Source organism: Haladaptatus sp. DYSN1, from assembly GCF_029489995.1.
Classification (GTDB): Archaea; Halobacteriota; Halobacteria; order Halobacteriales; family Halococcaceae; genus QDMS2.
In genome coordinates, this window is the sequence record NZ_CP120470.1 from 2,243,970 (window position 1) to 2,264,408 (window position 20,439).

General features: G+C 63.2%; 28 protein-coding genes. 13 read left to right on the top strand and 15 right to left on the bottom strand.

Features of this window, described 5'->3' with window-relative positions; all coding sequences use genetic code 11:
• Genes paaD through paaA form a run of 4 tightly spaced genes read right to left on the bottom strand, consistent with a single transcriptional unit; the run spans nucleotide 1 to nucleotide 2,495 of the window.
• The gene (gene paaD, locus P0648_RS12025; protein ID WP_276247023.1) at nucleotides 1-414 is read right to left on the bottom strand and encodes a 1,2-phenylacetyl-CoA epoxidase subunit PaaD; all 414 of its coding nucleotides are present in this window, start codon (nucleotides 412-414) and stop codon (nucleotides 1-3) included.
• Nucleotides 404-1,246 carry a 1,2-phenylacetyl-CoA epoxidase subunit PaaC gene (gene paaC, locus P0648_RS12030; protein ID WP_276247022.1) on the bottom strand — a complete coding sequence of 281 codons (843 nt, stop codon included), beginning with the start codon at nucleotides 1,244-1,246 and terminating at the stop codon, nucleotides 404-406. The genes paaD and paaC overlap by 11 nt, the downstream gene beginning before the upstream one ends.
• A complete protein-coding gene (gene paaB, locus P0648_RS12035) occupies nucleotides 1,246-1,563 on the bottom strand; it encodes a 1,2-phenylacetyl-CoA epoxidase subunit PaaB (protein WP_276247021.1) in 318 nt (105 codons plus the stop codon). The genes paaC and paaB overlap by 1 nt, the downstream gene beginning before the upstream one ends.
• Before the next feature lie 2 nt (nucleotides 1,564-1,565).
• Entirely contained in the window at nucleotides 1,566-2,495 is a 930-nt protein-coding gene (gene paaA / locus P0648_RS12040) for a 1,2-phenylacetyl-CoA epoxidase subunit PaaA (RefSeq protein ID WP_276247020.1), read from the bottom strand.
• A gap of 86 nt (nucleotides 2,496-2,581) precedes the next feature.
• On the opposite strand from paaA, the gene P0648_RS12045 reads away from it, so the two are divergent.
• Complete coding sequence (locus tag P0648_RS12045; RefSeq protein WP_276247019.1) at nucleotides 2,582-3,238, top strand: helix-turn-helix domain-containing protein; 657 nt, start codon at nucleotides 2,582-2,584, stop codon at nucleotides 3,236-3,238.
• 19 nt (nucleotides 3,239-3,257) lie between these two features.
• On the opposite strand, the gene P0648_RS12050 is transcribed toward P0648_RS12045, so the two are convergent.
• From P0648_RS12050 to paaK, 7 genes are all read right to left on the bottom strand, one after another.
• A complete protein-coding gene (locus P0648_RS12050; RefSeq protein ID WP_276247018.1) occupies nucleotides 3,258-3,641 on the bottom strand; it encodes a PaaI family thioesterase in 384 nt (127 codons plus the stop codon).
• A 25-nt stretch (nucleotides 3,642-3,666) separates the two neighbouring features.
• On the bottom strand, nucleotides 3,667-4,290 hold the full coding sequence (locus P0648_RS12055; protein WP_277504125.1) for an alpha/beta fold hydrolase: 624 nt from the start codon (nucleotides 4,288-4,290) through the stop codon (nucleotides 3,667-3,669).
• A 170-nt stretch (nucleotides 4,291-4,460) separates the two neighbouring features.
• The gene (locus tag P0648_RS12060) at nucleotides 4,461-5,336 is read right to left on the bottom strand and encodes an amidohydrolase family protein (RefSeq protein ID WP_276247016.1); all 876 of its coding nucleotides are present in this window, start codon (nucleotides 5,334-5,336) and stop codon (nucleotides 4,461-4,463) included.
• A 55-nt stretch (nucleotides 5,337-5,391) separates the two neighbouring features.
• Complete coding sequence (locus P0648_RS12065) at nucleotides 5,392-5,832, bottom strand: ester cyclase (protein WP_276247015.1); 441 nt, start codon at nucleotides 5,830-5,832, stop codon at nucleotides 5,392-5,394.
• A gap of 74 nt (nucleotides 5,833-5,906) precedes the next feature.
• Complete coding sequence (locus tag P0648_RS12070; protein WP_276274841.1) at nucleotides 5,907-6,350, bottom strand: ester cyclase; 444 nt, start codon at nucleotides 6,348-6,350, stop codon at nucleotides 5,907-5,909.
• 83 nt (nucleotides 6,351-6,433) lie between these two features.
• Nucleotides 6,434-6,895, bottom strand: coding sequence for a MaoC/PaaZ C-terminal domain-containing protein (locus P0648_RS12075; RefSeq protein WP_276247013.1), 462 nt, complete (start codon nucleotides 6,893-6,895; stop codon nucleotides 6,434-6,436).
• Between the two features lie 40 nt (nucleotides 6,896-6,935).
• Entirely contained in the window at nucleotides 6,936-8,216 is a 1,281-nt protein-coding gene (paaK, locus tag P0648_RS12080; protein WP_276247012.1) for a phenylacetate--CoA ligase PaaK, read from the bottom strand.
• Nucleotides 8,217-8,321: 105 nt separating this feature from the next.
• Here paaK and P0648_RS12085 point away from each other — a divergent pair, with 105 nt between their 5' ends.
• The 4 genes from P0648_RS12085 to P0648_RS12100 are packed head-to-tail and all read left to right on the top strand — an operon-like array spanning nucleotide 8,322 to nucleotide 12,613.
• A complete protein-coding gene (locus tag P0648_RS12085; protein WP_277504129.1) occupies nucleotides 8,322-9,494 on the top strand; it encodes a thiolase domain-containing protein in 1,173 nt (390 codons plus the stop codon).
• On the top strand, nucleotides 9,491-10,903 hold the full coding sequence (locus P0648_RS12090; protein ID WP_276247010.1) for a zinc ribbon domain-containing protein: 1,413 nt from the start codon (nucleotides 9,491-9,493) through the stop codon (nucleotides 10,901-10,903). Before P0648_RS12085 ends, P0648_RS12090 begins: the two co-directional genes overlap by 4 nt.
• 25 nt (nucleotides 10,904-10,928) lie before the next feature.
• Complete coding sequence (locus P0648_RS12095; RefSeq protein ID WP_276247009.1) at nucleotides 10,929-11,801, top strand: 3-hydroxyacyl-CoA dehydrogenase family protein; 873 nt, start codon at nucleotides 10,929-10,931, stop codon at nucleotides 11,799-11,801.
• On the top strand, nucleotides 11,798-12,613 hold the full coding sequence (locus tag P0648_RS12100) for an enoyl-CoA hydratase/isomerase family protein (RefSeq protein WP_276247008.1): 816 nt from the start codon (nucleotides 11,798-11,800) through the stop codon (nucleotides 12,611-12,613). The genes P0648_RS12095 and P0648_RS12100 overlap by 4 nt, the downstream gene beginning before the upstream one ends.
• Here the strand turns inward: P0648_RS12100 and P0648_RS12105 are convergent, their stop codons facing one another.
• A complete protein-coding gene (locus P0648_RS12105) occupies nucleotides 12,614-13,738 on the bottom strand; it encodes a VIT1/CCC1 family protein (protein WP_277504136.1) in 1,125 nt (374 codons plus the stop codon). It lies immediately after the preceding gene.
• A gap of 97 nt (nucleotides 13,739-13,835) precedes the next feature.
• Between P0648_RS12105 and P0648_RS12110 the strand changes: the two genes are divergently transcribed.
• On the top strand, nucleotides 13,836-14,264 hold the full coding sequence (locus tag P0648_RS12110) for a universal stress protein (protein WP_276247006.1): 429 nt from the start codon (nucleotides 13,836-13,838) through the stop codon (nucleotides 14,262-14,264).
• 1 nt (nucleotide 14,265) lies between these two features.
• On the opposite strand, the gene P0648_RS12115 is transcribed toward P0648_RS12110, so the two are convergent.
• A complete protein-coding gene (locus P0648_RS12115; protein WP_276247005.1) occupies nucleotides 14,266-14,799 on the bottom strand; it encodes a VIT1/CCC1 transporter family protein in 534 nt (177 codons plus the stop codon).
• A gap of 138 nt (nucleotides 14,800-14,937) precedes the next feature.
• Between P0648_RS12115 and P0648_RS12120 the strand changes: the two genes are divergently transcribed.
• The 3 genes from P0648_RS12120 to P0648_RS12130 are packed head-to-tail and all read left to right on the top strand — an operon-like array spanning nucleotide 14,938 to nucleotide 16,014.
• On the top strand, nucleotides 14,938-15,513 hold the full coding sequence (locus tag P0648_RS12120) for a DUF2391 domain-containing protein (RefSeq protein WP_276247004.1): 576 nt from the start codon (nucleotides 14,938-14,940) through the stop codon (nucleotides 15,511-15,513).
• 52 nt (nucleotides 15,514-15,565) lie between these two features.
• On the top strand, nucleotides 15,566-15,745 hold the full coding sequence (locus P0648_RS12125; protein WP_276247003.1) for an HVO_2753 family zinc finger protein: 180 nt from the start codon (nucleotides 15,566-15,568) through the stop codon (nucleotides 15,743-15,745).
• A 2-nt stretch (nucleotides 15,746-15,747) separates the two neighbouring features.
• Nucleotides 15,748-16,014, top strand: coding sequence for an elongation factor 1-beta (locus P0648_RS12130; protein ID WP_276247002.1), 267 nt, complete (start codon nucleotides 15,748-15,750; stop codon nucleotides 16,012-16,014).
• 47 nt (nucleotides 16,015-16,061) lie between these two features.
• Here P0648_RS12130 and P0648_RS12135 read toward each other — a convergent pair whose 3' ends face one another.
• Together P0648_RS12135 and P0648_RS12140 are read right to left on the bottom strand one after the other, a co-directional pair.
• Entirely contained in the window at nucleotides 16,062-16,727 is a 666-nt protein-coding gene (locus P0648_RS12135; RefSeq protein ID WP_276274836.1) for an MBL fold metallo-hydrolase, read from the bottom strand.
• 30 nt (nucleotides 16,728-16,757) lie between these two features.
• Nucleotides 16,758-17,912, bottom strand: coding sequence for a cystathionine gamma-synthase (locus P0648_RS12140; RefSeq protein WP_276247000.1), 1,155 nt, complete (start codon nucleotides 17,910-17,912; stop codon nucleotides 16,758-16,760).
• A 118-nt stretch (nucleotides 17,913-18,030) separates the two neighbouring features.
• On the opposite strand from P0648_RS12140, the gene P0648_RS12145 reads away from it, so the two are divergent.
• From P0648_RS12145 to P0648_RS12160, 4 genes are all read left to right on the top strand, one after another.
• Nucleotides 18,031-19,101 carry a guanosine monophosphate reductase gene (locus P0648_RS12145; RefSeq protein ID WP_276246999.1) on the top strand — a complete coding sequence of 357 codons (1,071 nt, stop codon included), beginning with the start codon at nucleotides 18,031-18,033 and terminating at the stop codon, nucleotides 19,099-19,101.
• Between the two features lie 64 nt (nucleotides 19,102-19,165).
• Entirely contained in the window at nucleotides 19,166-19,456 is a 291-nt protein-coding gene (locus tag P0648_RS12150; protein WP_276246998.1) for a 50S ribosomal protein L21e, read from the top strand.
• Nucleotides 19,453-19,809 (top strand): RNA polymerase Rpb4 family protein, encoded by a 357-nt coding sequence (locus P0648_RS12155; protein ID WP_276246997.1) that lies wholly within the window; start codon nucleotides 19,453-19,455, stop codon nucleotides 19,807-19,809. Before P0648_RS12150 ends, P0648_RS12155 begins: the two co-directional genes overlap by 4 nt.
• 42 nt (nucleotides 19,810-19,851) lie before the next feature.
• A complete protein-coding gene (locus tag P0648_RS12160) occupies nucleotides 19,852-20,421 on the top strand; it encodes a DUF655 domain-containing protein (protein ID WP_276246996.1) in 570 nt (189 codons plus the stop codon).
• The last annotated feature ends 18 nt before the right edge of the window (nucleotides 20,422-20,439 follow it).

Here is a 20,439-nt window from a genome sequence, read left to right on the forward strand (position 1 = left end):
TCAGATGGAGAGGCCGAACTCGCGCAGGTCCTCCTTTCCCTGCTCGGTGACCATCTCGACGGTCCACGGCGGACTCCAGACGAGGTCTAAGTCCATGCTCTCGACGCCTTCCACGGCGGCGACGGCCTCCTCGATGTCCGTGGTCAGCATCTTGCGGGCCGGACAGCCAGTGTAGGTGAGCGTCATCTTCACGTCTGCGTGGCCGTCTTCAACGGTGACGCCGTAGATGAGGCCCAAATCGACGATGCTGATTGGCATCTCGGGGTCCTCGATTTCGTAGAGGGCGTCCCAGACGCGGCGTTCGACGCCCGTCGCGCCCTCGCCGGTTGCAGGGAAGCCCTCGCGTTCGGGGCCGTGGACGTAGTCCGTGTAGGAACACGGCGTGCCGGTGTTTTCGGTTGGGTTACTTGACATCGTCTGGGTCCTTGAGCAGCTTCGTCGGGGTGCTCAGCCCGAGGGTGCGGTACGTGAACGTGAAGTCCTCGTACAGCGGTTCCCAGTCGTCGGTGTGGTCGCCGCGACGGCCCGTTTTGGCAGGCACGTCCGGCAGTTCGTCCACGTCGTGTGGCACGTCGAGGCCGAGTGCGGTGAGGAACGGCACGACGATTTCGAGCCACTGCGTGCGCAGGGAGTCGAGCGGTTCCGTGCGGATGCCGTACTCCAGAATCGCGTCCTCGTGGTCACCCGGTTCGAATAGCGTCAGGGCGTACGGCAGCACGCGGTCGAGTGCTTGCTGAACACGCTCGCGGCCCGGGTCGTCGTCACAGAGGCGTTCGAGCCAGTTCTGTCCGTGTTCCAGGTGGTAGCGTTCTTCCAGTTGCACCTTCTCGATGCGGTCGCGAAGACGCGGGTACGACGAAGCGTTGAGCGACTCCAGGTGCAGTTTCTCGTACTGGTCGAACAGGTAACTTCGAAGGATGGTGTCGGCCCAGTCGCCCTCGAAGACGGGCAGTTCGACGAGCGTCGCGTGGCGGAAGTCGTCCGGGTCGCGCTCCCAGATGAGTTCTGGTTCCTCGTAGCCAAAGTCCTCGAGCAGATCGTACCAGAGCCGTGCGTGCCCGTACTCGTCCTGTGCGATGTTCGCGATGGCGAGGTCGGATTCGAGCGTCGGCGCGCGAACCTGCCACTCGGTGTAGCGTTCTGCGAGGACGAATTCGTCGTCGGCCATCCGAAAGAGGAGTTCTTCGACCGCGGCCTGCTGGGCCTCGTCTAATTCCTGCGGGCCGGGGAGTTCTGCGACGGACATTACTTCTCCCTCCGCTGGCGTTCGGCCTCGATTTGCTCTTTCTCCGAGTCCTCGATTTCCTTCGCGAAACTCGCGTCCGTGTTGAACGTCATCGCCCAGCGGTACATCTTGTCGGTCGTGCCGCCGAAAGAGGCTTCTTCTGCGTCTACTTCGCCAATCTCGTCCTTCGGAACGACCCAGAGGCTGTGGGTTGGCCGACGGCGCGCGTGTTGAATCTGAGCGAACATCAGCGCCATCTCGCGGTCGGGCGCGTGGACGTTCCCGCAGTGGGTGTGGTAGCCACCCTGTTTCTCCTGGCGGAACACTTCCCAGATCATGGTCAGTCAGCCGCCTGGGGCGTGGACCCCGGATTCTCTAAGGATTCGGTGACCCATTCGACCGCGTCCTGTGCCGCCTTGCGGGTGTTGATCTGGCCGAGACCGGGTTCGTATTGGTTTTTCGCAATCTGGAAGAACTCGTCCCAGTCGAGGTCGTCCTCTTCGACGGTGTAGGTCCCCGTTTCTTCGTCGTGGTAGATGCGCGGGTACTCGGGGATTTCGAGGCCGTAACGCTCTGCCTTCGGAACGTAGACGGTGAGGAACTCACTGCGGAGTTCGTCGTTGGACTTGCGCTTGAGACCGACCTTCGCGGCGAAGTCGTGGTGGGTGCTCTTGTCGTTCGTTGGCCCGAAGAACTGGATGATGCGCGGCCACCAGTCCTCGAACGCTTCCTGGACGAGTTCCTGGTGCTTCTTCGGTCCCGTGCCGAGTTCCCGCAGGATGTGCTCGCCGTGTTTGATGTGGAAACCTTCTTCGAAGCAGATTTTGTCCATCGCGTGGGCGTACGGCTCCCAACTCGTGTCCTTGAGCGTGGCCTGCCGGCGCATCGCCGCGCCATCCACGAAGAAGCCAATCATCGGCACTTCCCACCAGTGTTCCATCGGATAGTGGAAGCAGTTGAGGAACTTGCCTTTCCCATTGGCGAGTTCGTCTAACATCTGCTCGCGGGTTTTCACGCCGAGGGACTCTGCGGCGCGGTAGAGCAACTGACCGTGACCGATTTCGTCCTGTACTTTCGCGCTGAACGCGAGTTTTCGGTCGAGGCTCGGGGCCTGGCGGATGAAGGGGCGTTCTAAGTACGCGCCCATGATTTCTGAGTTCGCGTGGAACTGAATCATCCGCGTCGCCGCCTCGCGGTATTCCTGGGGCATGTCGTCCTTCGGGCTGAACGCCCGCGGACCAGCCCGTTCGAACACGGTATCGAGGTCCATGATGGAAGATAATAACAGACCACACCGGATACTCCTTACCCCGTTCATGACAGGGGTTTAAATATGTTGACGGCTACATTTTCCGCATGATTGCCGAATGCCTCGTCGTCGAGTTCCGAGTTACGGGTGACAACTGCCCGCTCGCGGACGCCTCGCGGGAGGCTGGAACCACGCTCGTCGCCCGCCCGCCGCAATTGCGCGCAGATGGAAACGTGCTTCTCCGATTCAGTGCGCCGGACGACGCGGTGGCCCCCATCCTCGATTCTGACGAGCGCATTCGCTACCTGCACATGTCCCAGACAGAGGGGCGCTACAACTTTCGCTGTCTCGCGAAACAGCGCTGTGTCGTCCACGAACTGACGAACGCCGGGTTCCTCGCCGAATCGCTCCAGTACCACCGCGGAACCGAACGGTACACGGGGGCAGTGGTCGGACGCGACGTGCTCCAGGGCGTCCTCGACACCGTCGCCGCCCGCAACGCAGAGGCCGGGGCGGACGCCGTCGGAGTCACGCTCGAACGCATCTACCCACTCGGGTCGGACGACGAGACGACCGTCGCCCAGCAATGGGACATCACGCCTGCCCAGGAGGAGGCGCTCAGAACGGCGGTCGAGATGGGGTATTTCGAGGTTCCGCGAAACGTCGACGCCGCGGAGGTCGCCGCGGCGCTCGGCATCAGCAAATCGTCGTTCTTAGAACGGTTGCACCGAGGTGAGCGCGGGCTGCTCACGCAGGTGTTCTAACCCGTATCGGTGTTCTGTTCTACCCTGTTTTGTACACGCCGCGAACACTCGCCACCTCAGTTCCGTCCTCGTCTGTGACCAGCACGTCGACGACGCCGACAGAGGAGCCACACCGCACGACGTCTGCCTCGGCGTAGAGGTCGCCCGTGCCGGCTTTCAAGTAGTCGATGCGCATGTCGATGGTCGGGACGGGCTGGTCGACGAGCGAGACGAGCGCCGCGCCGCCGACGGTGTCCGCGAGCGTGAACGCGACGCCGCCGTGGGCCATGAGTTTCTCTTCGTTCCACGAAAGTTCTGGGCGCATCTCGATGTGGCCCTCGGCGTGACCGTCTCCGACGTCTGTGACCTCGACACCGAGGAAATCGGCGAACGGCATCCCTTCGAAGAAGGCTTCTACGTCCATGCGCCGGGAGACGCCCGCCGGGTGGTTAAAACTGTGCCCCGTCCGCGAGAAACCGATTGATTGGGTCGTCGAAGTCTCTGCTGTGGTGGATAACCGCCTCGTGGCCGAGGCCCGGCAGAAGGTGCAGGTCGCCACCCAGCAGATTCGCGGTTTCACGGAAGTCCGCCTCGTCGAAGAACGGGTCGTTCGTCCCGCCTATCGTGAGGGTCGGAACCTCGATGTCTCCGAGGGTTGCTCGGGCGTCGTGGTCGAGACTGGACTGTGCAGTTCCGAGGAAGTCGGCGGGCGTTTTCGGCCCGCGCGTAATCACACTGTAGGCCTGCGCGACAAGTGAGAAACCCCGTTGGACGAGTCCAGACGAGACTGTATCTGCCGCTTCCCGATAGATGCGACGCCATTGACGACGGCCGCCCCACTCGTGCCACCGACTGATTGTTTCGTGGCCATCGTGACTGAACGCCGCCGCGGAGAGGCCAAGAATCGCCCCGGTGACGAGGTCCGGGCGCTCGGCGGCGAGGTGCTGGACGATGAACCCACCCATCGAGAGCCCCATGATGGCCGCTGGGCCGGTCTCTTCGAGGACTCCTGCGTAGCCGTCGGCCATCGCCGCCGTCGATTGCTGCCCAAAACCGACGGGTCGAGACACCATCGACACCGTCCGGTCCTCGGCGTAGCGATTGCAGTAGGCGGCGACAATTCGTGCGAATCAGAACGTCTCGGTGACCCGCATGAGCGGGTCGTTCAATCCGGGGATGATGAGCAGGCGGTCCGCCCCGTTCCCGACGGTGACGGCCGGATGTCCCGCAATTTGTTCAGTTTTCACAGGCCGAGGAACTCCGCAGCGTTCTCCCAGAGCAACTTTCGCTGGACGTCCTCGGGGTAGTTGGTGTACTCGGCGAAGTTATCGAGCCACTGCCCCGGGCGAATCATGGGATAGTCGGTCCCGAACATCGTCTTTTCCCGGAGGAGCGTCCCCGCGTAGTGCAACCAGTCGTCGTCGATGTACTTGGGCATCCACCCCGAGAAGTCCATGTAGACGTTCCCCTTCTGCTGGCAGATGGCGAGTTGCTCGCGCTCCCACGGGAAGGCGGGGTGCGCGATGAGAATCTGGAGGTCAGGGTGGGAGGCCGCCACGTCGTCTACGAGCATCGGGTTGCCGTACTTGATTCGCAGCCCGCGCCCGCCCGGACTGCCCGCGCCGAGCGTGGAGTTTCCGCCGTGGAAGATGACGGGCACGCCGAGGTCCTCGATGGTGTCGAACAGGTGTTCGTGTTTCGGTGCACTCGGGTCGAACCCCTGGGCGATTTGCTGAAACTTGAACCCCGAGAGACCAAGGTCCTCTACGGCGCGTGCTGCCTCTTCTGCGCAGTCGTCTTTCAGCGGGTCCACACTGCCAAACCCGATGATGAAATCGGAGAATTCGTCTCGGACCTCCGCGACGTAGTCGTTCGTGACCGGCGGATTCCCCGTGTTCGTTTCGGCGTCCCACGCGACGAGAACGGCGTGCTTTACCCCCGCAGCGTGGTACTCCTCGCGCATCCCCTCGTAGGTGTCGAACTCCATCGTCGCGCCGAACTTCTTCGCCGCGTCACGCATCATTTCGCCCCCGGCATCCTCCAGGAACTCTTTGGTCGGCTGGTGAGCGTGGACGTCGATGGCACGCGGTTCGCCATCGGCGAGGACATCTACAGGCATACCTCGACAGTTGGTTCCACACCGCAAAAAGTGATGCCGTCAGTTCGTGTGACGGTTACGCGCGCTGGTCGTCCATCGCGCCGAGTTGCTGCATCATGCCCATGATGTCCCACTGCGGGAACCCTTCGACGATGCGGCCGTTCTCGATGCGATGTTCGACGATGCCCTCAATCTCGACGTGCTTGTTGGTTGGCTCCATGCCCTGAAGCGGGCCGTCGTGCGAGCCTTCCATCCGGACGCGGGAGACGACGCGGTCACCCTCTGCGACCTGGTCGAGAACGGTCATTGTCGCGTCAGAGAAGCCACCCATCCACTGGGAGAGCGATTCCTTAAACGCGTCACGACCGCGCACCGGTTCTGGCATGTTGGTGTCGTGGTGGACGTAGCTCTCTGCGAAGATGTCGTCTACCGTGTCGATGTCGTCCATCGTCTGCACTTCCTCGAAGAAGCGTCGGGCGAGCGCTTTGTTCTCTGCAATTGACGATTGTACTGCCATGGGTTCCACCCACGAGTAGGTAGGACGGCTGAGAGCATTTCCCTTGCTCGAACGTCAGAAAAGGTGTCGTGATTTCAGGCTTGCTCGCCGGGCATCGGCGCGAGGCCCAGTTGCTGCATCAGGCCGAGGAAGTCAGTGTGAACCCACGATTCTGCAATCTTCCCGTCCTCGAACCGGTACATGGTCATCCCGCTAATCTTCGCTGCCTTGTTCGTCGGCTCCATCCCCAGGAACTCACCGTCGTGGGTCCCTTTGTAGGTGAAGTGGCCACAGATTTTGTCGCCCTCAGCGACGACGTGGTCCAGGTCGGCCATGAAGTCCGGGAAGCCCTGGAAGACGTCCTCCCAGTTTGTTTTCACCCCTTCGATGCCGTGGGTGTCAGGACGCTGGTCTGCGAAGTGGGTGACGCAGTCGTCGATGTAGTATTTCGATAGGTCGTCCAGTTTCCGGTCGTTCATCACATCGACAGCCATGTTCAGAACGAGGTCTTTCATCTCTCTTACATCTTGTACGGCCATGATTGAACCCCTCACTATCCAATCGCCGGAAAGGGAGAAAACGCTATGTGAACCGTCCGATTCTGGTGACTTTCAGGGATGGGTCACTCCTTGCGCTTGAACATGAACTTCATGTCGCCCTGGAAGACTACGGTTCCGTTCTGGTTCGTCGTCGTCGCGTCGATGACCACGAGGCCCGCGTCGTCGCGGCTTTCGAACTCGCGTTTCTCGGTGACTTCGAACTCGGCAGAGAGGGTGTCGCCGATGAAAACCGGATTAGGTACATCCATGTAGTTCATCCCGAGGAAGGCGATGACGGTGCGCTCGACGAACCCACAGCGCTGGACCAGCCCGGTGGTCACGATGAAGGTCATCGGCCCGTGCCCGATGCGCTTGCCGAACGGGCCGTCTTTTGAGTATTCTTTGTTCGTGTGGAGTTCCGTCCAGTCGCCCGCGAACGCAGAATGATTGACGAAGTCCGTCTCGGTGATGGTTCGGCCGACGCTCTCAAAGGTTTTCCCGACTTCCATGTCCTCGAAGAAGTGCGGTTCGTAACTGTATGGCACACCCTGATTTCACCGAAAGACGAGAAAAAATTACCGGGAATTACTCGCGGTGGTCGAACACTCGCTTGACCTTGCCAACCGTCGTGCGCTCGATGGTCCCCGGTTCCACAACGTGCAGTTCGTCCAAACTCACGTCGAGCGTGGAGTTCAGTTTCTCGTGAATCTTCTCACGGAGTTCCTCCACGTTCTCTGCGTCTGCATGATGCTCGACGGTGAGTTCAATCGTATCCAGCGTCCCCTCTCGGCGCAGGTCGATGCGATAGTGCGGGGCCGCCTCAGCGAATTCGAGCATCGCCTCTTCGATTTGGCTCGGGTAGACGTTCACGCCGCGGACGATGAGCAGGTCATCCACCCGACCAGTGACGTTGTCCATCCGGACGTGGGTTCGTCCACACTCACACTCGTCGTAGTTGAGGGAGGTGATGTCGCCCGTGCGGTAGCGCAGGACGGGCATCGCCTGCTTCGAGAGCGTCGTGAGGACGAGTTCGCCCTCCTCGCCCTCGTCGAGTACCTCGCCCGTCTCCGGGTTCACCACTTCGGGGTAGAAGTAGTCCTCCCAGACGTGGAGGCCGTCCTGGGCTTCCGCACACTCGATGGAGACACCCGGCCCGACGATTTCAGAGAGCCCGTACACGTCGATTGCCGTCACGTCGAGCGCGTCTTCGATTTCTGCGCGCATCGGGTCGGTGAAGGGTTCGGCCCCGATGACGACCGTCGAGAGTGGCAGGTCGCGGGGGTCCACGTCTCGCTCTTCCAGCGCCTCTGCGAGGTAGAGACAGTACGAGGGCGTACACGAAAGCACCGTGCTCCCGAGGTCCTGCAGGAAGTCGATTTGGCGGTCGGTGTTCCCGCCACCGATGGGGATGACCGTCGCGCCGAGTTCCTCTGCGCCGTCGTGGAAGCCGAGGCCTCCAGTGAACAAGCCGTAGCCGTAGGCGTTCTGGACCGTGTCGTTCGCCGAGACGCCCGCCGCGTTGAGCGACCGGGCCATCACCTCGCGCCACACGTCGAGGTCGTCGCGGGTGTAGGCGACGATTTTCGGCTTGCCCGTCGTCCCCGAGGAGGCGTGAAGGCGGACGATGTCCACGCGAGGGACGGCGAACAGTTTGTCCGGGTAGTTGTCCCGGAGGTCCTCTTTCGTGGTGAAGGGGAGTTTGTCGATGTCTTCGACCGATTCTACGTCTTCGGCCGTGATGCCCGCCTCCTCGAATGCCTGCTGGTAAAACGGCACGCCAGCGGCCGTCTCGACCATGTTTCGCAAGCGGTCTGACTGGATGTCGCGCAACTCGTCCCGGGTCGCAGATTCCACAACGCCGTACATTATTTCGGACAATGTTACCACCCCACAAAACCGTTCTGTCGGTCGGGCACACTGTTCGCGGGAGCGACACCCACACTATATTTGCCGGGCGGCCAACTGGCGAGTATGCGCGAAGCGTACCTCGTTGGCGCGGCCCAGTCCGATTTCGGGTCGTTCCCCGACGAATCCTACCGCTCCCTGTTCGAACAAGCGTACAAATCGACGCTCGCGAGCGTCGAGAAGGGGGTCGCCCCCGCCGACGTAGACGAGGCCGTCGTCGGCACGCTCGGCGTCGGCGGTCGCCAGATTGGCCTCCCCGGTCCCGCCGTCACCGAACACGTCGGCCTCTCGGGCATTCCCTGTACCCGCGTCGAGAACGCCTGCGCCGCCTCCGGATACTCCGTCCGGCAGGCGGTACAGGCGGTCAAGAGTGGCATGGCGGACGTCGTCCTCGCCGGCGGCGTCGAAATCATGACCGACCTCTCTGGCGACGCCACGCGCTGGTGGCTCGGCGTCTCTGGCGAAACCGAGTGGGAACGCCTCTCGGGAACCACCTTCGCCGGCGTCTACGCCCAGATGGCGAGCGCCCACATGAAAGCGTTCGGAACCACGAAAGAACACCTCTCGCACGTCGCCGTCAAGAATCACCGGAACGGGGCGAAGAACCCACACGCACAACTCCGCTTCGAGTGCTCGCTCGAAGACGCGATGAACGCCCCAACCGTCGCCGACCCACTCACGCTGTACCACTGCTGTCCGACCACTGACGGGGCGGCCTGCGCGCTCATCGTGAGCGAGGATGTTGTCGGGGAGTACACGGACGACCCCATCCGGGTCGCTGGCGTGGGTGCTGGCTCGGACAAGGTTGGACTCTTCCAGCGCGAAACCTACACCGGCGTGCCAGCCTCTCAACGTGCCGCGAAACAGGCCTACGAGATGGCCGGCGTCGGCCCCGTAGACATCGACTTCGCCGAGGTCCACGACTGCTTTTCGATTGCCGAACTCATGGCCTACGAGGACCTCGGCTTCTGCGAGCCGGGCGAGGCGGGTTCCTACGTCGAATCCGGGGCGACCGACTACGGCGGCGACGTGGTCGTGAACGCCTCCGGGGGCCTCAAATCGAAAGGGCACCCAATCGGCGCGACGGGGGCGGGACAGGTCGCAGAAGCCTTCACGCAACTCTCTGGGAAGGCGGGTGACCGACAGGTCGAGGACGCCCGCTGGGGCCTCACGCACAACGTCGGCGGGAGCGGCGGTGCAGCCGTCGTCCACATCTTCGAGAAGGAGGAGACAGCATGACCGTGCCGAAAATCACGGCGGTCGGGGCGTACGCGCCTCGATTCCGAATCTCGGCGAAGGAGTTCGCGGCGGAGTGGAGTCGCGGGCCGGCGGGAATCAAACAAAAGTCGGTGCTCGACGCGGACGAGGACGCCCTCACGATGGCCGTCGAGGCGGGTAAACGCGTACTCGAAGCGGCGGACCTGACCGGCGAAGACGTCGCCCACCTTTCGTTCGCGTCTTCCACGCCGCCCGCAGAAGAGGAGGAGCTGACCGCCCGCCTCGGGTCGATGCTTGCCGTCTCTGAGACCGCCACCCACCAGCAGTTCGGTGGGAGCACCCGCGCTGGGACCCGCGCCCTCGTCGCCAGCCTCGAATCCGGACCGTGGCACGACAGCGTCGGGCTCGTCATCGCGAGCGACAGTCCGCGTGGCCATCCATCGGATTCACACGAACACGCCGCCGGGGCAGGGGCAGTAGCCTTCGTCCTCGGCGAGACGGGCGCAGCGGTCGTAAGTCAGGCAGAATACACGACACCGTATCCCGGCACCCGTTTCCGCCAGCGCGGGAGTGAGTTCGTCGAAGGGTTGGGCGTCACGGGGTACGACCGCGAGGCGTTCTCCGCGACCATCCGGGGTGCAGTCGAGCAAGTGTATCCCGGCGACGTCGGGGCGGTCTGCCTCCAGTCACCCGACGGGAAACTCCCGTATCGCGCGGCCAAGGCGCTCGGCTTCGAGGCAGGCCTCGTCCAAAACGGGACGACGGTCCACGACCTCGGAGACACCGGCGCAGCGAGCGCCCCACTCGGTATCGCGAAGGCGCTCGACGCGGGCCACGAACGTCTCCTCGCGGTCGGTTACGGGGCCGGCGGCGGCGCGGACGCGCTCGTCATCGAGGGAGACGATGTGGCGACGAATCTCGCCCTCGACGAGAGCGAGGAAATCGAGTACGCCGAGTACCTCCGGCTCCGAGGCGACCTGACCGGTGACTCGCCCACAGGCGGCGGAGCCTACGTCTCCATGCCTGCGTGGCACCAGTCACTCCCGCACCGCCACCGACTCATCGCCGGGAAATGCACCGAGTGCGGGGCGCTCGCCTTCCCGCCGGAGGGTGCCTGCGACGCGTGCGGCCACCTCGGTGACTACGACCCAATACAGTTACCCGGGACTGGAACGGTCGAAGCGGTGACCAGAGTTGGACAAGGTGGCGCACCGCCGGAGTTCGCGGTCCAGCAGGCACAGAGCGGCGACTTTGGCATCACCATCGTCGCCTTCGACTACGAGGGTGACACGGTGAGCGCCCCCGCACAGGTGGCCCACGGCGACCTCGCGGTCGGCGACCGCGTGCAGGCAGTCATCCGGCGCATCTACACCCAGGAAGGGGTCACCCGTTACGGCTTCAAGGTGCGTCCGGCCGACGGTAACGATTAACCCGGTTCGCGTGCGGTCTTTCGGTATGCACGTCACCGTACTCGGTGCAGGGACCATGGGCCACGGCATCGCGCAGGTGAGCGCGATGGCCGGCCACGACGTTTTTCTGCGAGACATCGACGAGAGCGTCCTGAGCGAGGGCGTCTCGGCTATCGAACGCAACCTCCAGGGCGGCGTCGAGCGCGACAAACTCACCGCGGACGAGATGGACGCAGCACGCTCGCGCATCACGACGACGACGGACCTGAAGGAAGCGGCGGGCGACGCCGACCTCATCGTGGAGGCCGTCCCCGAGCGCCTCGACCTCAAACAGCAGGTGTTCGCGGATGTGGAGGCGGTCGCGCCCGACGACGCCATTCTCGCGACGAACACCTCCTCGCTGTCGGTGACGGCCATCGCGAGCGAACTTAGCGACCCACACCGGGCCGTCGGCATCCACTTTTTCAATCCGGTGCACATCATGGCGCTCGTGGAAGTCGTCCTCGCAGAGCAGACCGACGACGCCACGCGCGAGGTGGCCGTCGAGTTCGTCGAGGGCATCGCGAAGACGCCCATCGTCGTCACCGACTCGCCCGGTTTTGCCTCCTCTCGTCTCGGCGTCGCCATTGGCGTCGAAGCCATGCGAATGTACGAAGAGGGCGTCGCGAGCGCCGCCGACATCGACGCGGCGATGACGCTCGGTTACAACCACCCGATGGGACCGCTCGAACTGACCGACCTCGTGGGCCTGGACGTGCGACTCGACATCCTCGAATACCTGCGTGAGGAACTCGGTGAGCGATTCCGGCCGCCGCAGGTGCTCAAGCGGAAGGTCCGGGCCGGCCACCACGGGAAGAAATCAGGGCAGGGATTCTACCGGTGGGAGAACGGCGAGAACGTCGGCGAGGTGGAACGATGAGCGACCTCGAAGCCGTGGCAGCAGACTGCTCGCTCGTCCACCTCGACGTGGGAAGCGAGGTCGAACACGTCGCTACGGTCACCATCGACCGCCCGGACGCCCGAAACGCCCTGAACGCGCAGGTTCGAGAGGAGTTGAAGAAACTATTCAGCGCAATCGAGGAGGCAGACGAGGTTCGCGTCGTCGTGCTCACAGGCTCTGACGAGGCGAAGGCGTTCGTCGCCGGGGCGGACGTCGGCGAGTTGCGAGAACGCTCCGCGCTCGAACAGCGCACGGTGAGCCGTCGGCCCCGTGTGTACGAGTTGGTAGACGAACTCCCGAAGCCGGTCATCGCCCGCATCAACGGCCACGCGCTCGGCGGCGGCTGTGAACTTGCCCAGGCCTGCGACGTGCGCATCGCCTACGAGAAGGCGAAACTGGGGCAACCAGAGATTAATCTCGGCATCATCCCCGGCGGCGGCGGCACTCAGCGCCTGACTCGCCTCGTTGGGGAGGGCCACGCGATGCGCCTGATTCTCTCTGGCGAGCTGATTTCCGCTGCGGACGCGCAGGAAATCGGCCTCGTAGACGAGGTGTACGGCGACGACGAATTCGACGAGCGCGTCTACGACCTTGCGGGGAAGATGGCCGCGAAGAGTCCCGTGGCGCTCGAATTTGCGAAAGACGCCATCAAAGCAGCTTCGCGGATGAGCCTCGACCAGGGCATCGAGTACGAGGCCGAACTGTTCACGCAGTTGTTCGCTACGGAAGATAAACAGGAGGGCATGGACGCCTTCTTCGAGAAGCGCGACCCCGAGTGGACGGGCCGCTGATTACCCGGCGAGCGAGACGCCGATGAGCGTCCCGACGCCGAAGGTGAGCGCGGCCGCAGCAAGCCCGATGAGTACCTGACGGCCACCGGAATAGAGCAGGCTCCGACCGGTGAGAAGGGTGATTGCAGCACCGATGGCGAACAGTGCGACGGCGCTGAGTCCGAGGCTGGTGACGACGGCCGTGGTCCCGCTGAGGAACGCAAAGGGCGCGACGGGGACGATGGCTCCGAGCGCAAACAGCACGAACGAAGTGGCCGCCGCCTCCCACGCAGAACCCCCGAGTTCTTCGGGATTGATACCGAGTTCTTCACGAGCCAGCGTGTCGAGCGCCGTCTGCTCGTCAGAAACGAGTCGGTCCGCAAGGTGGCGGGCCTGTTCTTCTGGCAACCCTTTCGCTTGGTAGATGAGCGCGAGTTCTTCGGCTTCTTCGGCTGGAACCGTACGGAGTTCTTCGGCTTCGATGTCGATTTGACGCTGGTAGAGTTCGCGCGAACTCTGGACCGAGAGCCACTCGCCCATGGCCATCGAACCCGCCCCGGCGAGCAGTCCGGCGAGGCCAGTGATGAGGATGGCAGACCCGGAAAGTGCCGCACCCGCGACGCCCATCACGAGACTCAGATTCGAGACGAGGCCGTCGTTCGCCCCGAGAACGGCAGCCCGAAGGGCGTTCCCGCTCGCAGAGCGATGACGACCTTCCAGTCGGGCGAGCGTACTCCCTTCGACGCCCCCTGTCGCGTCGATGGTCCGGAGCAAAGTCGCGTGCGAGCGTTCGTCCGCAGGCAGGGTGGTTCCCGCGACTTCCGGTTGCCCGAGGTAGGAAGACCGTCCTGCATTCTCCGCGGCGGTGAGCGTCGGGAGAATCAGGTTCGGGCCGAATCGCCGGGCGAGCCACCCGAGCGTTCGTGCCCGCCACGATGGGCGTTCCGGTGGAAGCGTTCCGCCTGCGGTCTCGGCCTTCTCGGCCCAGAAGGCCGCGTGTTCAGCTTCCGTTTCGGCGAGTCGTGCGTATACCTCCGCGAGTTGCGGTTGTGGTTCACTCGCGGCGATTGTTCGATAGAGTGACGCGCTGTCGATTTCATCCTGCCAGTTAGCAAGATACCGAGCTCTGTCAGCAGCGGTGACCATGACAGCATAAACGCTTGCAGACGGCTTAGCCCCGTAGGCTCGCCTCCTTACGGCGGTTCACCGACAAGTTCACCGAAGTATCCACCCTACTTCTTGCATGTACGACACGATTCTCGTCCCCACCGACGGGAGTGATGGGGCGGCTCTCGCCGAGAACCACGCGATCTCGCTCGCGCGTGTGGTCGGTGCACACATTCACTTTCTCTACGTGGTCGATACGAGTCACTACGGTGAGGTACTCCTCCTCGACGACATCCAGGCAGGACTCGAACGCGAGGGGACGAAGGTCATCGAGAAAGCCCGTGACGGAGGAACGAAGGCCGGAGTCGCCACAGCGGGGACCGTCGTCGTCGGCGTTCCGGACGACGAAATCGTGGACTACGCGACCGAACACGACGTGGACCTCGTCGTGATGGGAACACACGGACGTCGTGGAGTCAGCCGGTACTTTCTCGGGAGTACCGCAGAGCGCGTCGTTCGTATGTCACCGGTACCGGTGCTGACGATTCGAGAAGGACCAGCCTGAGTTAGAGGAGTCCCGCAATGGCCGCACCGATGGCGTAGGCCACGCCTGCGGCGAGCATCCCGACGACGAGCATTTCGAGACCGGCGCGAAGCCAGCCCAGCGACGTGACGAAGCTTCGACTCGCGCCGACGAAGAAGAAGACGAACGCAGTGACGAAAATCGAGATGGTGAACGCCGGTTCCATGCCGAACACGTAGGGTAGAAGCGGAGTCCACCCGGCCGTCACGAACCCGAGGAAGGTGGCGAAGGCCGTCTTTCCAGGCGTTTTGTCGTCTGCGACCGGCGCTTCACCAATCGTCTCTCTGTAGGCGATGTCAGACCGACGGCTGAGAAAGTTGCTCATCCCCATCGAGAAGCCGTCTGCAAAGAGGTTGGCAACGCCGAGGATGATGACGATGGTCGGCGAGAGCGTGGCCCCGGCGACGCCAGCGACGACGGCGAACGTGGTGACGATGCCGTCGTTTGCGCCATAGACGAGTTCGGCGATGTATCGGCCCGAAGGCTCGATGTCGTCGCCGAGTAACTGGCCAATCATCGAAGCACTCTCTCGGAATTTTGGAGCGATTCCGCGCTGGTCACACCTACGTAGACGCTCGCAGAGTAATTGACTCAACCGCCTGTTTTCGGTGCGGGAAGCAGGCACACTTTTAGTTACCGCGTGGGACTGTCGGGTATGGACGACCGTGGAAACGGGTCACGAGACGGGGGGTCGACGCTCGCGGACCTCGCCCAGCAGTTCGACCGCCTCGAATCCACGGTCGACGAACAGGCGAAAGAACAGGTCCGCGAGGCGCGTGCCGTCGCGATGGAAGTCGGGCAGACCACCGCCTCCGTGTTCGGGAACACGATCAAGGGTTTCGACCGGGCGGACGCCGCGGAGGCGTTCGTCGGAGCCATCATCTTCGGCATCCCGATGTTCGTCGAAAGTGGCACGCTCGAAGCGGGAGCATTCATCTCGACGCACCCGTTGTATCTGGTTGCGACGGTGCTCATCGCCGTCGGCATCGTCATCGGCCTGCTCTACGTCGCGGACATTCAGGACGTGCGGATTACGAACCCTATCCTCGGAGTGTTCCCCCGGCGACTGGTCGGCGTCGTCGGCATCTCCTTTGGCGCGGCGGTGCTCATGATGAGCGCGTGGGGACGGGTTGGCTGGGCCGACCCGTGGCTCGCGTTCTGTCAGGTGAGCGTTGCGTTCGTGCCGATGGTCATCGGCGCTGCGCTCGGCGATATTCTGCCGGGCAGTTGAGTTCCCACCGCGTTTGATAACGGTTAAAAGCGGCGAGACGGAAGGAGGGGGTATGAGCGGGAGTCAACAAGTTTCTGCACGGAAGTGCGTTTCGTGCGGAATCAACATTTCCGGCACCAACGCCGCCGCATTCAAGTGTCCAGACTGCGGCCAGCAGATTTACCGCTGTGCGAAGTGCCGAAAGCAGAGTAACCTCTATGAGTGTCCTGACTGCGGATTCACGGGTCCATAATCATGGGAAAAGTAGCCGCCAAGATGAAGGTCATGCCGAGCAGCCCTGAAATCGATCTCGACGACCTCCAGGACCGCCTGGAGCAGGCCCTGCCCGAGGGCGCAAAGATCAACGGCTTCGAGCGCGACAACGTCGCGTTCGGCCTCATCGCACTCCTGCCAACCGTCATCGTCCCCGACGGTGCCGGCGGCACGGAAGCAGTCGAAGAAGCGTTCATCGAAGTCGACGGAGTCGAGTCCGTCTCCGTCGAGAACGTCGGCCGTATCTAACGCCGACGCGTCACTTCTTTCGGGACAGCGATCGAAGAGCGACGCGACTACTGGAGTTCGTCGCGTATTCGCTTGATTCGGCTCGTCCCTTCGTCCACGGTTCCGCCGTGGTAGCAGTGAGTGGTTGCCACGTCCAGCCGGGCGAGTTTCGCAACCGATTCTATCGCCCCGTCCATATCGGGCGTGAACTCCGGCTTTGGTCCCACGAGTCCGTCGCCCACGTTGAGCGCGTCGCCCGCGACGAGCGTCCGCGCTGTCGGGAAATAGAGCGAGCAGTGCCCCGGTGAGTGGCCGGGCGTGGCGACGACGCGCATCGGGCCGGCGTCGGTGCGGAACGTGACACCATCGACGAGTTCGATGTCGACCGACACCGGGTCGGGAACCCAGTTGCCCTTCACTGGGTCTTTCCGCCCCTCGATGTAGGGGGCTTCGTCGCGGTGGGCACAGACGAGCGCACGGCTTCGTTCGACGACCTGTGCGAGGCCAGCGATGTGGTCTGCGTCGTGGTGCGTGAGGAGGACAATGGCGATGTCTTCGACGGAATAATCGAACTCGCCAAGTTGGGCGTCGATATCACCGACCGCGTCAGGAACCGCCGCATCCACGAGAATGAGTCCGTGGTCAGTTTCGATTGCGACTGGATGAATCTGGATGTCTCGGTCACCAAACGGGACGGAGAGTGCGATGTCGTGAACCGCCGCAGGGAGCGACATACGGGCACTACGCGGGCGGTTGCCGTAAAGCTACAGCGCGGCGTCGAAGGCCTGCTGGAGGTCTGCTTTCAGGTCGTCTACGTGTTCGATGCCCACGCTGACGCGGATGAGGCTGTCCGTGAGGCCCGCTGCGAGGCGCTCTTCTTTCGGGATAGCGGCGTGGGTCATCGCTGCCGGCTGCTCGATGAGGCTCTCGACGCCGCCGAGACTCTCTGCGAGCGTGAATACGTCAGTCTCGCTCACGACAGTGCTGGCCTGTTCGAGCGTTCCGTCGAATTCGAACGAGAGCATCCCGCCGAAGTCGTCCATCTGTTCTGCGGCGAGGTCGTGTTGTGGGTGGGATTCGAGGCCGGGGTAGAACACCTCGGAGACGTTCTCGTGGTCGGCTAACCACTCGGCGAGTGCGCGGGCGTTCTCGCAGTGACGGTCCATGCGGACGGGAAGAGTTTTCGTCCCGCGAAGGACGAGGAAGCACCCGAACGGGCCGGGCGTCGCGCCGACGGAGTTCTGGTAGAAGCCGATTTCCTCGTCTAAGTCTGCGTCGTCCGTGACGAGCGCGCCGCCGATGACGTCGGAGTGGCCGCCGAGGTACTTCGTGAGCGAGTGGGCGACGATGTCCGCGCCGTGGTCGAGGGGGCGCTGGAGGTACGGCGTGGCGAAGGTGTTGTCCACCGTGCAGAGGGCGTCGTGTTCGTGGGCGATGTCCGCGAGCGCGCCGATGTCGTTTATGTTCATCAGCGGGTTGGTCGGCGTCTCGACCCAGACGAGTGCCGTCTCGTCGCGCATGGCATCGCGGACGGCGGCTAAATCAGTCGTGTCCACGAAGTCGAACGAGAGGTCGTACTTCTCGTAGACCTGTGTGAAGATGCGGTGGGTGCCCCCGTAGACGTCGTTGCCCGCGACGACGTGGTCACCCGACTCGAGGAGGTTGAGCACGGTGTTGATGGCCCCCATCCCCGAGGAGAAACAGCGCCCGTGTGCGCCGTTTTCGAGCGCGGCGAGATTCGCTTCGAGGTCGGTGCGCGTCGGGTTGCCCGTCCGAGAGTACTCGTAGCCACGGTGCTCGCCGGGGCCGTCCTGGACGTACGTCGAGTTCGCGTGGATTGGCGTCATCAGCGCACCCGTCTCCTCGTCGGGTTCCTGGCCGGCGTGGATGGCGCGCGTCTCGATGTGCTCTGAGTCCATGGGCGAGACATGGGAGTCCTGCGGGTTACGTGTACCGTTCCGGCGTGCCACGTTCTGGAAGCGACCCAATTCAGTACGCTTAAGTTTGGGAACTATCTGGTGTAGGAGGGTTCAAACGATGGAAATCAGAACGGGACTTTCTTACGGCGACGTGCTCCTCGTGCCACAGCGGTCTGCGGTGGACAGTCGGAGCGATATCGACCTCTCGACAAATTTGACGCCGAATCTCGAACTCGACACGCCGCTCGTCAGCGCGGCGATGGACACAGTGACGGAAGCCGACCTGGCAATCGAACTCTCGCGGCTCGGTGGCATCGGCACCATCCACCGCTTTCTCACGATTGCCGAACAGGCCGCACAGGTCGAACGCGTGAAGGCAGCAGGCGAACGCGTTGCCGCCGCCGTCGGCATCAACGAAGATTACCTCGAACGCACGGAGGCGTGCCTCGAAGCGGGCGCAGACTGTATCATGATGGACGTCGCCCACGGCCACATGGAGGCATGTCTCGACGCCGCCGCCCGCATCGACTGGGAGTACGACGCCGAACTCGTCGTCGGGAACGTGGTCACCGCCGAAGCCGTCCAGGACCTCTACGAGGCTGGCGCAGACGGCGTGAAAGTCGGCGTCGGGCCGGGGTCACACTGCACGACCCGCGAGGTGGCAGGCGCGGGCAAACCGCAACTGACCGCTATCGACGACTGTGCCGACGTCGCCACGGAACTGGGCATTCCACTCTGCGCGGACGGCGGCGTCCGCACCTCGGGCGACGCAGCGAAGGCGCTCATGGCCGGGGCGGACACCGTCATGATGGGCAGTTTCTTCGCTGGAACTGACGAGGCACCGGGCGACATCGTCACCCACGGCGACCAGCGGTTCAAGCGAACCCGCGGGATGGCGAGTTCGGCGGCCGCGAACGCCCGAACGGACAAGGAGAGCAACCCATCGGCCGACGAGGGCGTAGACGGTCTGACGCCGTACAAAGGCTCCCTCGCGCCGCTCGTCTCCGAGTTCCTCGCGGGCGTGCGGTCCGGCGTGAGCTACTGCGGCGGACACACCATCGCCGAAGCCCGGGCAAACGCGGAGTTCATTCGCGTGGCAGCGAGCGCACAGGAGCGCGAGGGCGCACACGGCGTCGCACTCGACCTCGAACCGGCAGCAGAGGCTGCCCCGATACCCCCACTCCAGTAGTTCGATTCGACGGACTGGGAACGCACGTTTTATTAGTCCGACCGGATAAGATTGACCCACGACTATGCCGAACTCCCACGGGCCCCTCAAAAACACCCGGAACAAGCTTTCGAACAAACCACGAGAGCGCGGTACTTCCCCGCCACAGCGTGCTGTCCAGCAGTTCGAGGCTGGCGAGAAGGTGCACCTGCACATCGACCCGTCCGTCCCGGACGGCCGCTTCCACCCGCGGTTCAACGGTCACACCGGCGAGGTCCTCGAAGCACAGGGCCGCGCGTACAAAATCGCAATCACTGACGGTGGAAAGCGGAAGACCATCATCGCGAAGCCCGCTCACCTCCGCCGTCAGAAATGACGATATTCAAAGAAAAGCTCGACGAGGAGTATCTCACTATCTCCGAAGCGAAGGAACTCCTCGCCGAGATAGAGATGGAGCGCGCCGCGGACGAAGAGCGTGAGATGCGCTATGAACTCGCGCGTGCCATTGAGCACGTAAACCGCTTTGCGGTCCTCTCTGCCGAGGACGCGAACGAGCTCGTCGCCGAACTCCAGGACCTGGAGAAGGTCGAGGAGCCGACGGCGTACAAAATCGCGGACCTCCTGCCGCGCGACCGCGACGAACTGCGGGCCATCTACGCACAGGAGCGGTTCGCACTTTCGGGCGACGAACTCGACGAGATTCTCAACGTCGTCTCGAAATACGTCTGAGTGGCGACTATTTAAGTTCGCCACCGTCCTACGGTTTTGCATATGAGCGATACCGAGAGCGGTGAACCGACGACTGCCGTCATCTTGGACTACCTTCCACACGGCAAGAGTGGCGACGACCGACCACAGTACCAGAAACAGGCCGTCGCGTACGCACTCACCGAAGCAGGCTTCGAACTCCTCGAGTTGCTGCTCACCGAGGAGGCCGACCTGAACATCGGTGACCGCGTAACCGTAAAACCGAGAGACGACCAGGTCGAGACGGTTCGACGCGTCGAGTACGACGACCTGACGGGGGCGGGCCGGGCGGAACTCGAATACGTCGTCCGCGATATCGTGGACGCGAACGAACAGCGGTTCGTCGATTTCTACAACGACGCCCAACCCATCTCCCTGCGCCTCCACCAGTTGAACCTGCTGCCCGGCATCGGGAAGAAACTGCGCAACAACATCTTAGAACAGCGAAAGCGCGGCCCCTTCGAGAGCTTCGAGGAACTCGAAGAGCGCGTCAAAGGCCTGCACAAGCCAAAGGAAGTGCTCGTAGAGCGCATCTTAGAGGAACTCCACGACGACGACCTGAAGTACAAGGCGTTCGTCCGCCGGGAGAACTGAAGGCTTTAGATACGGGCG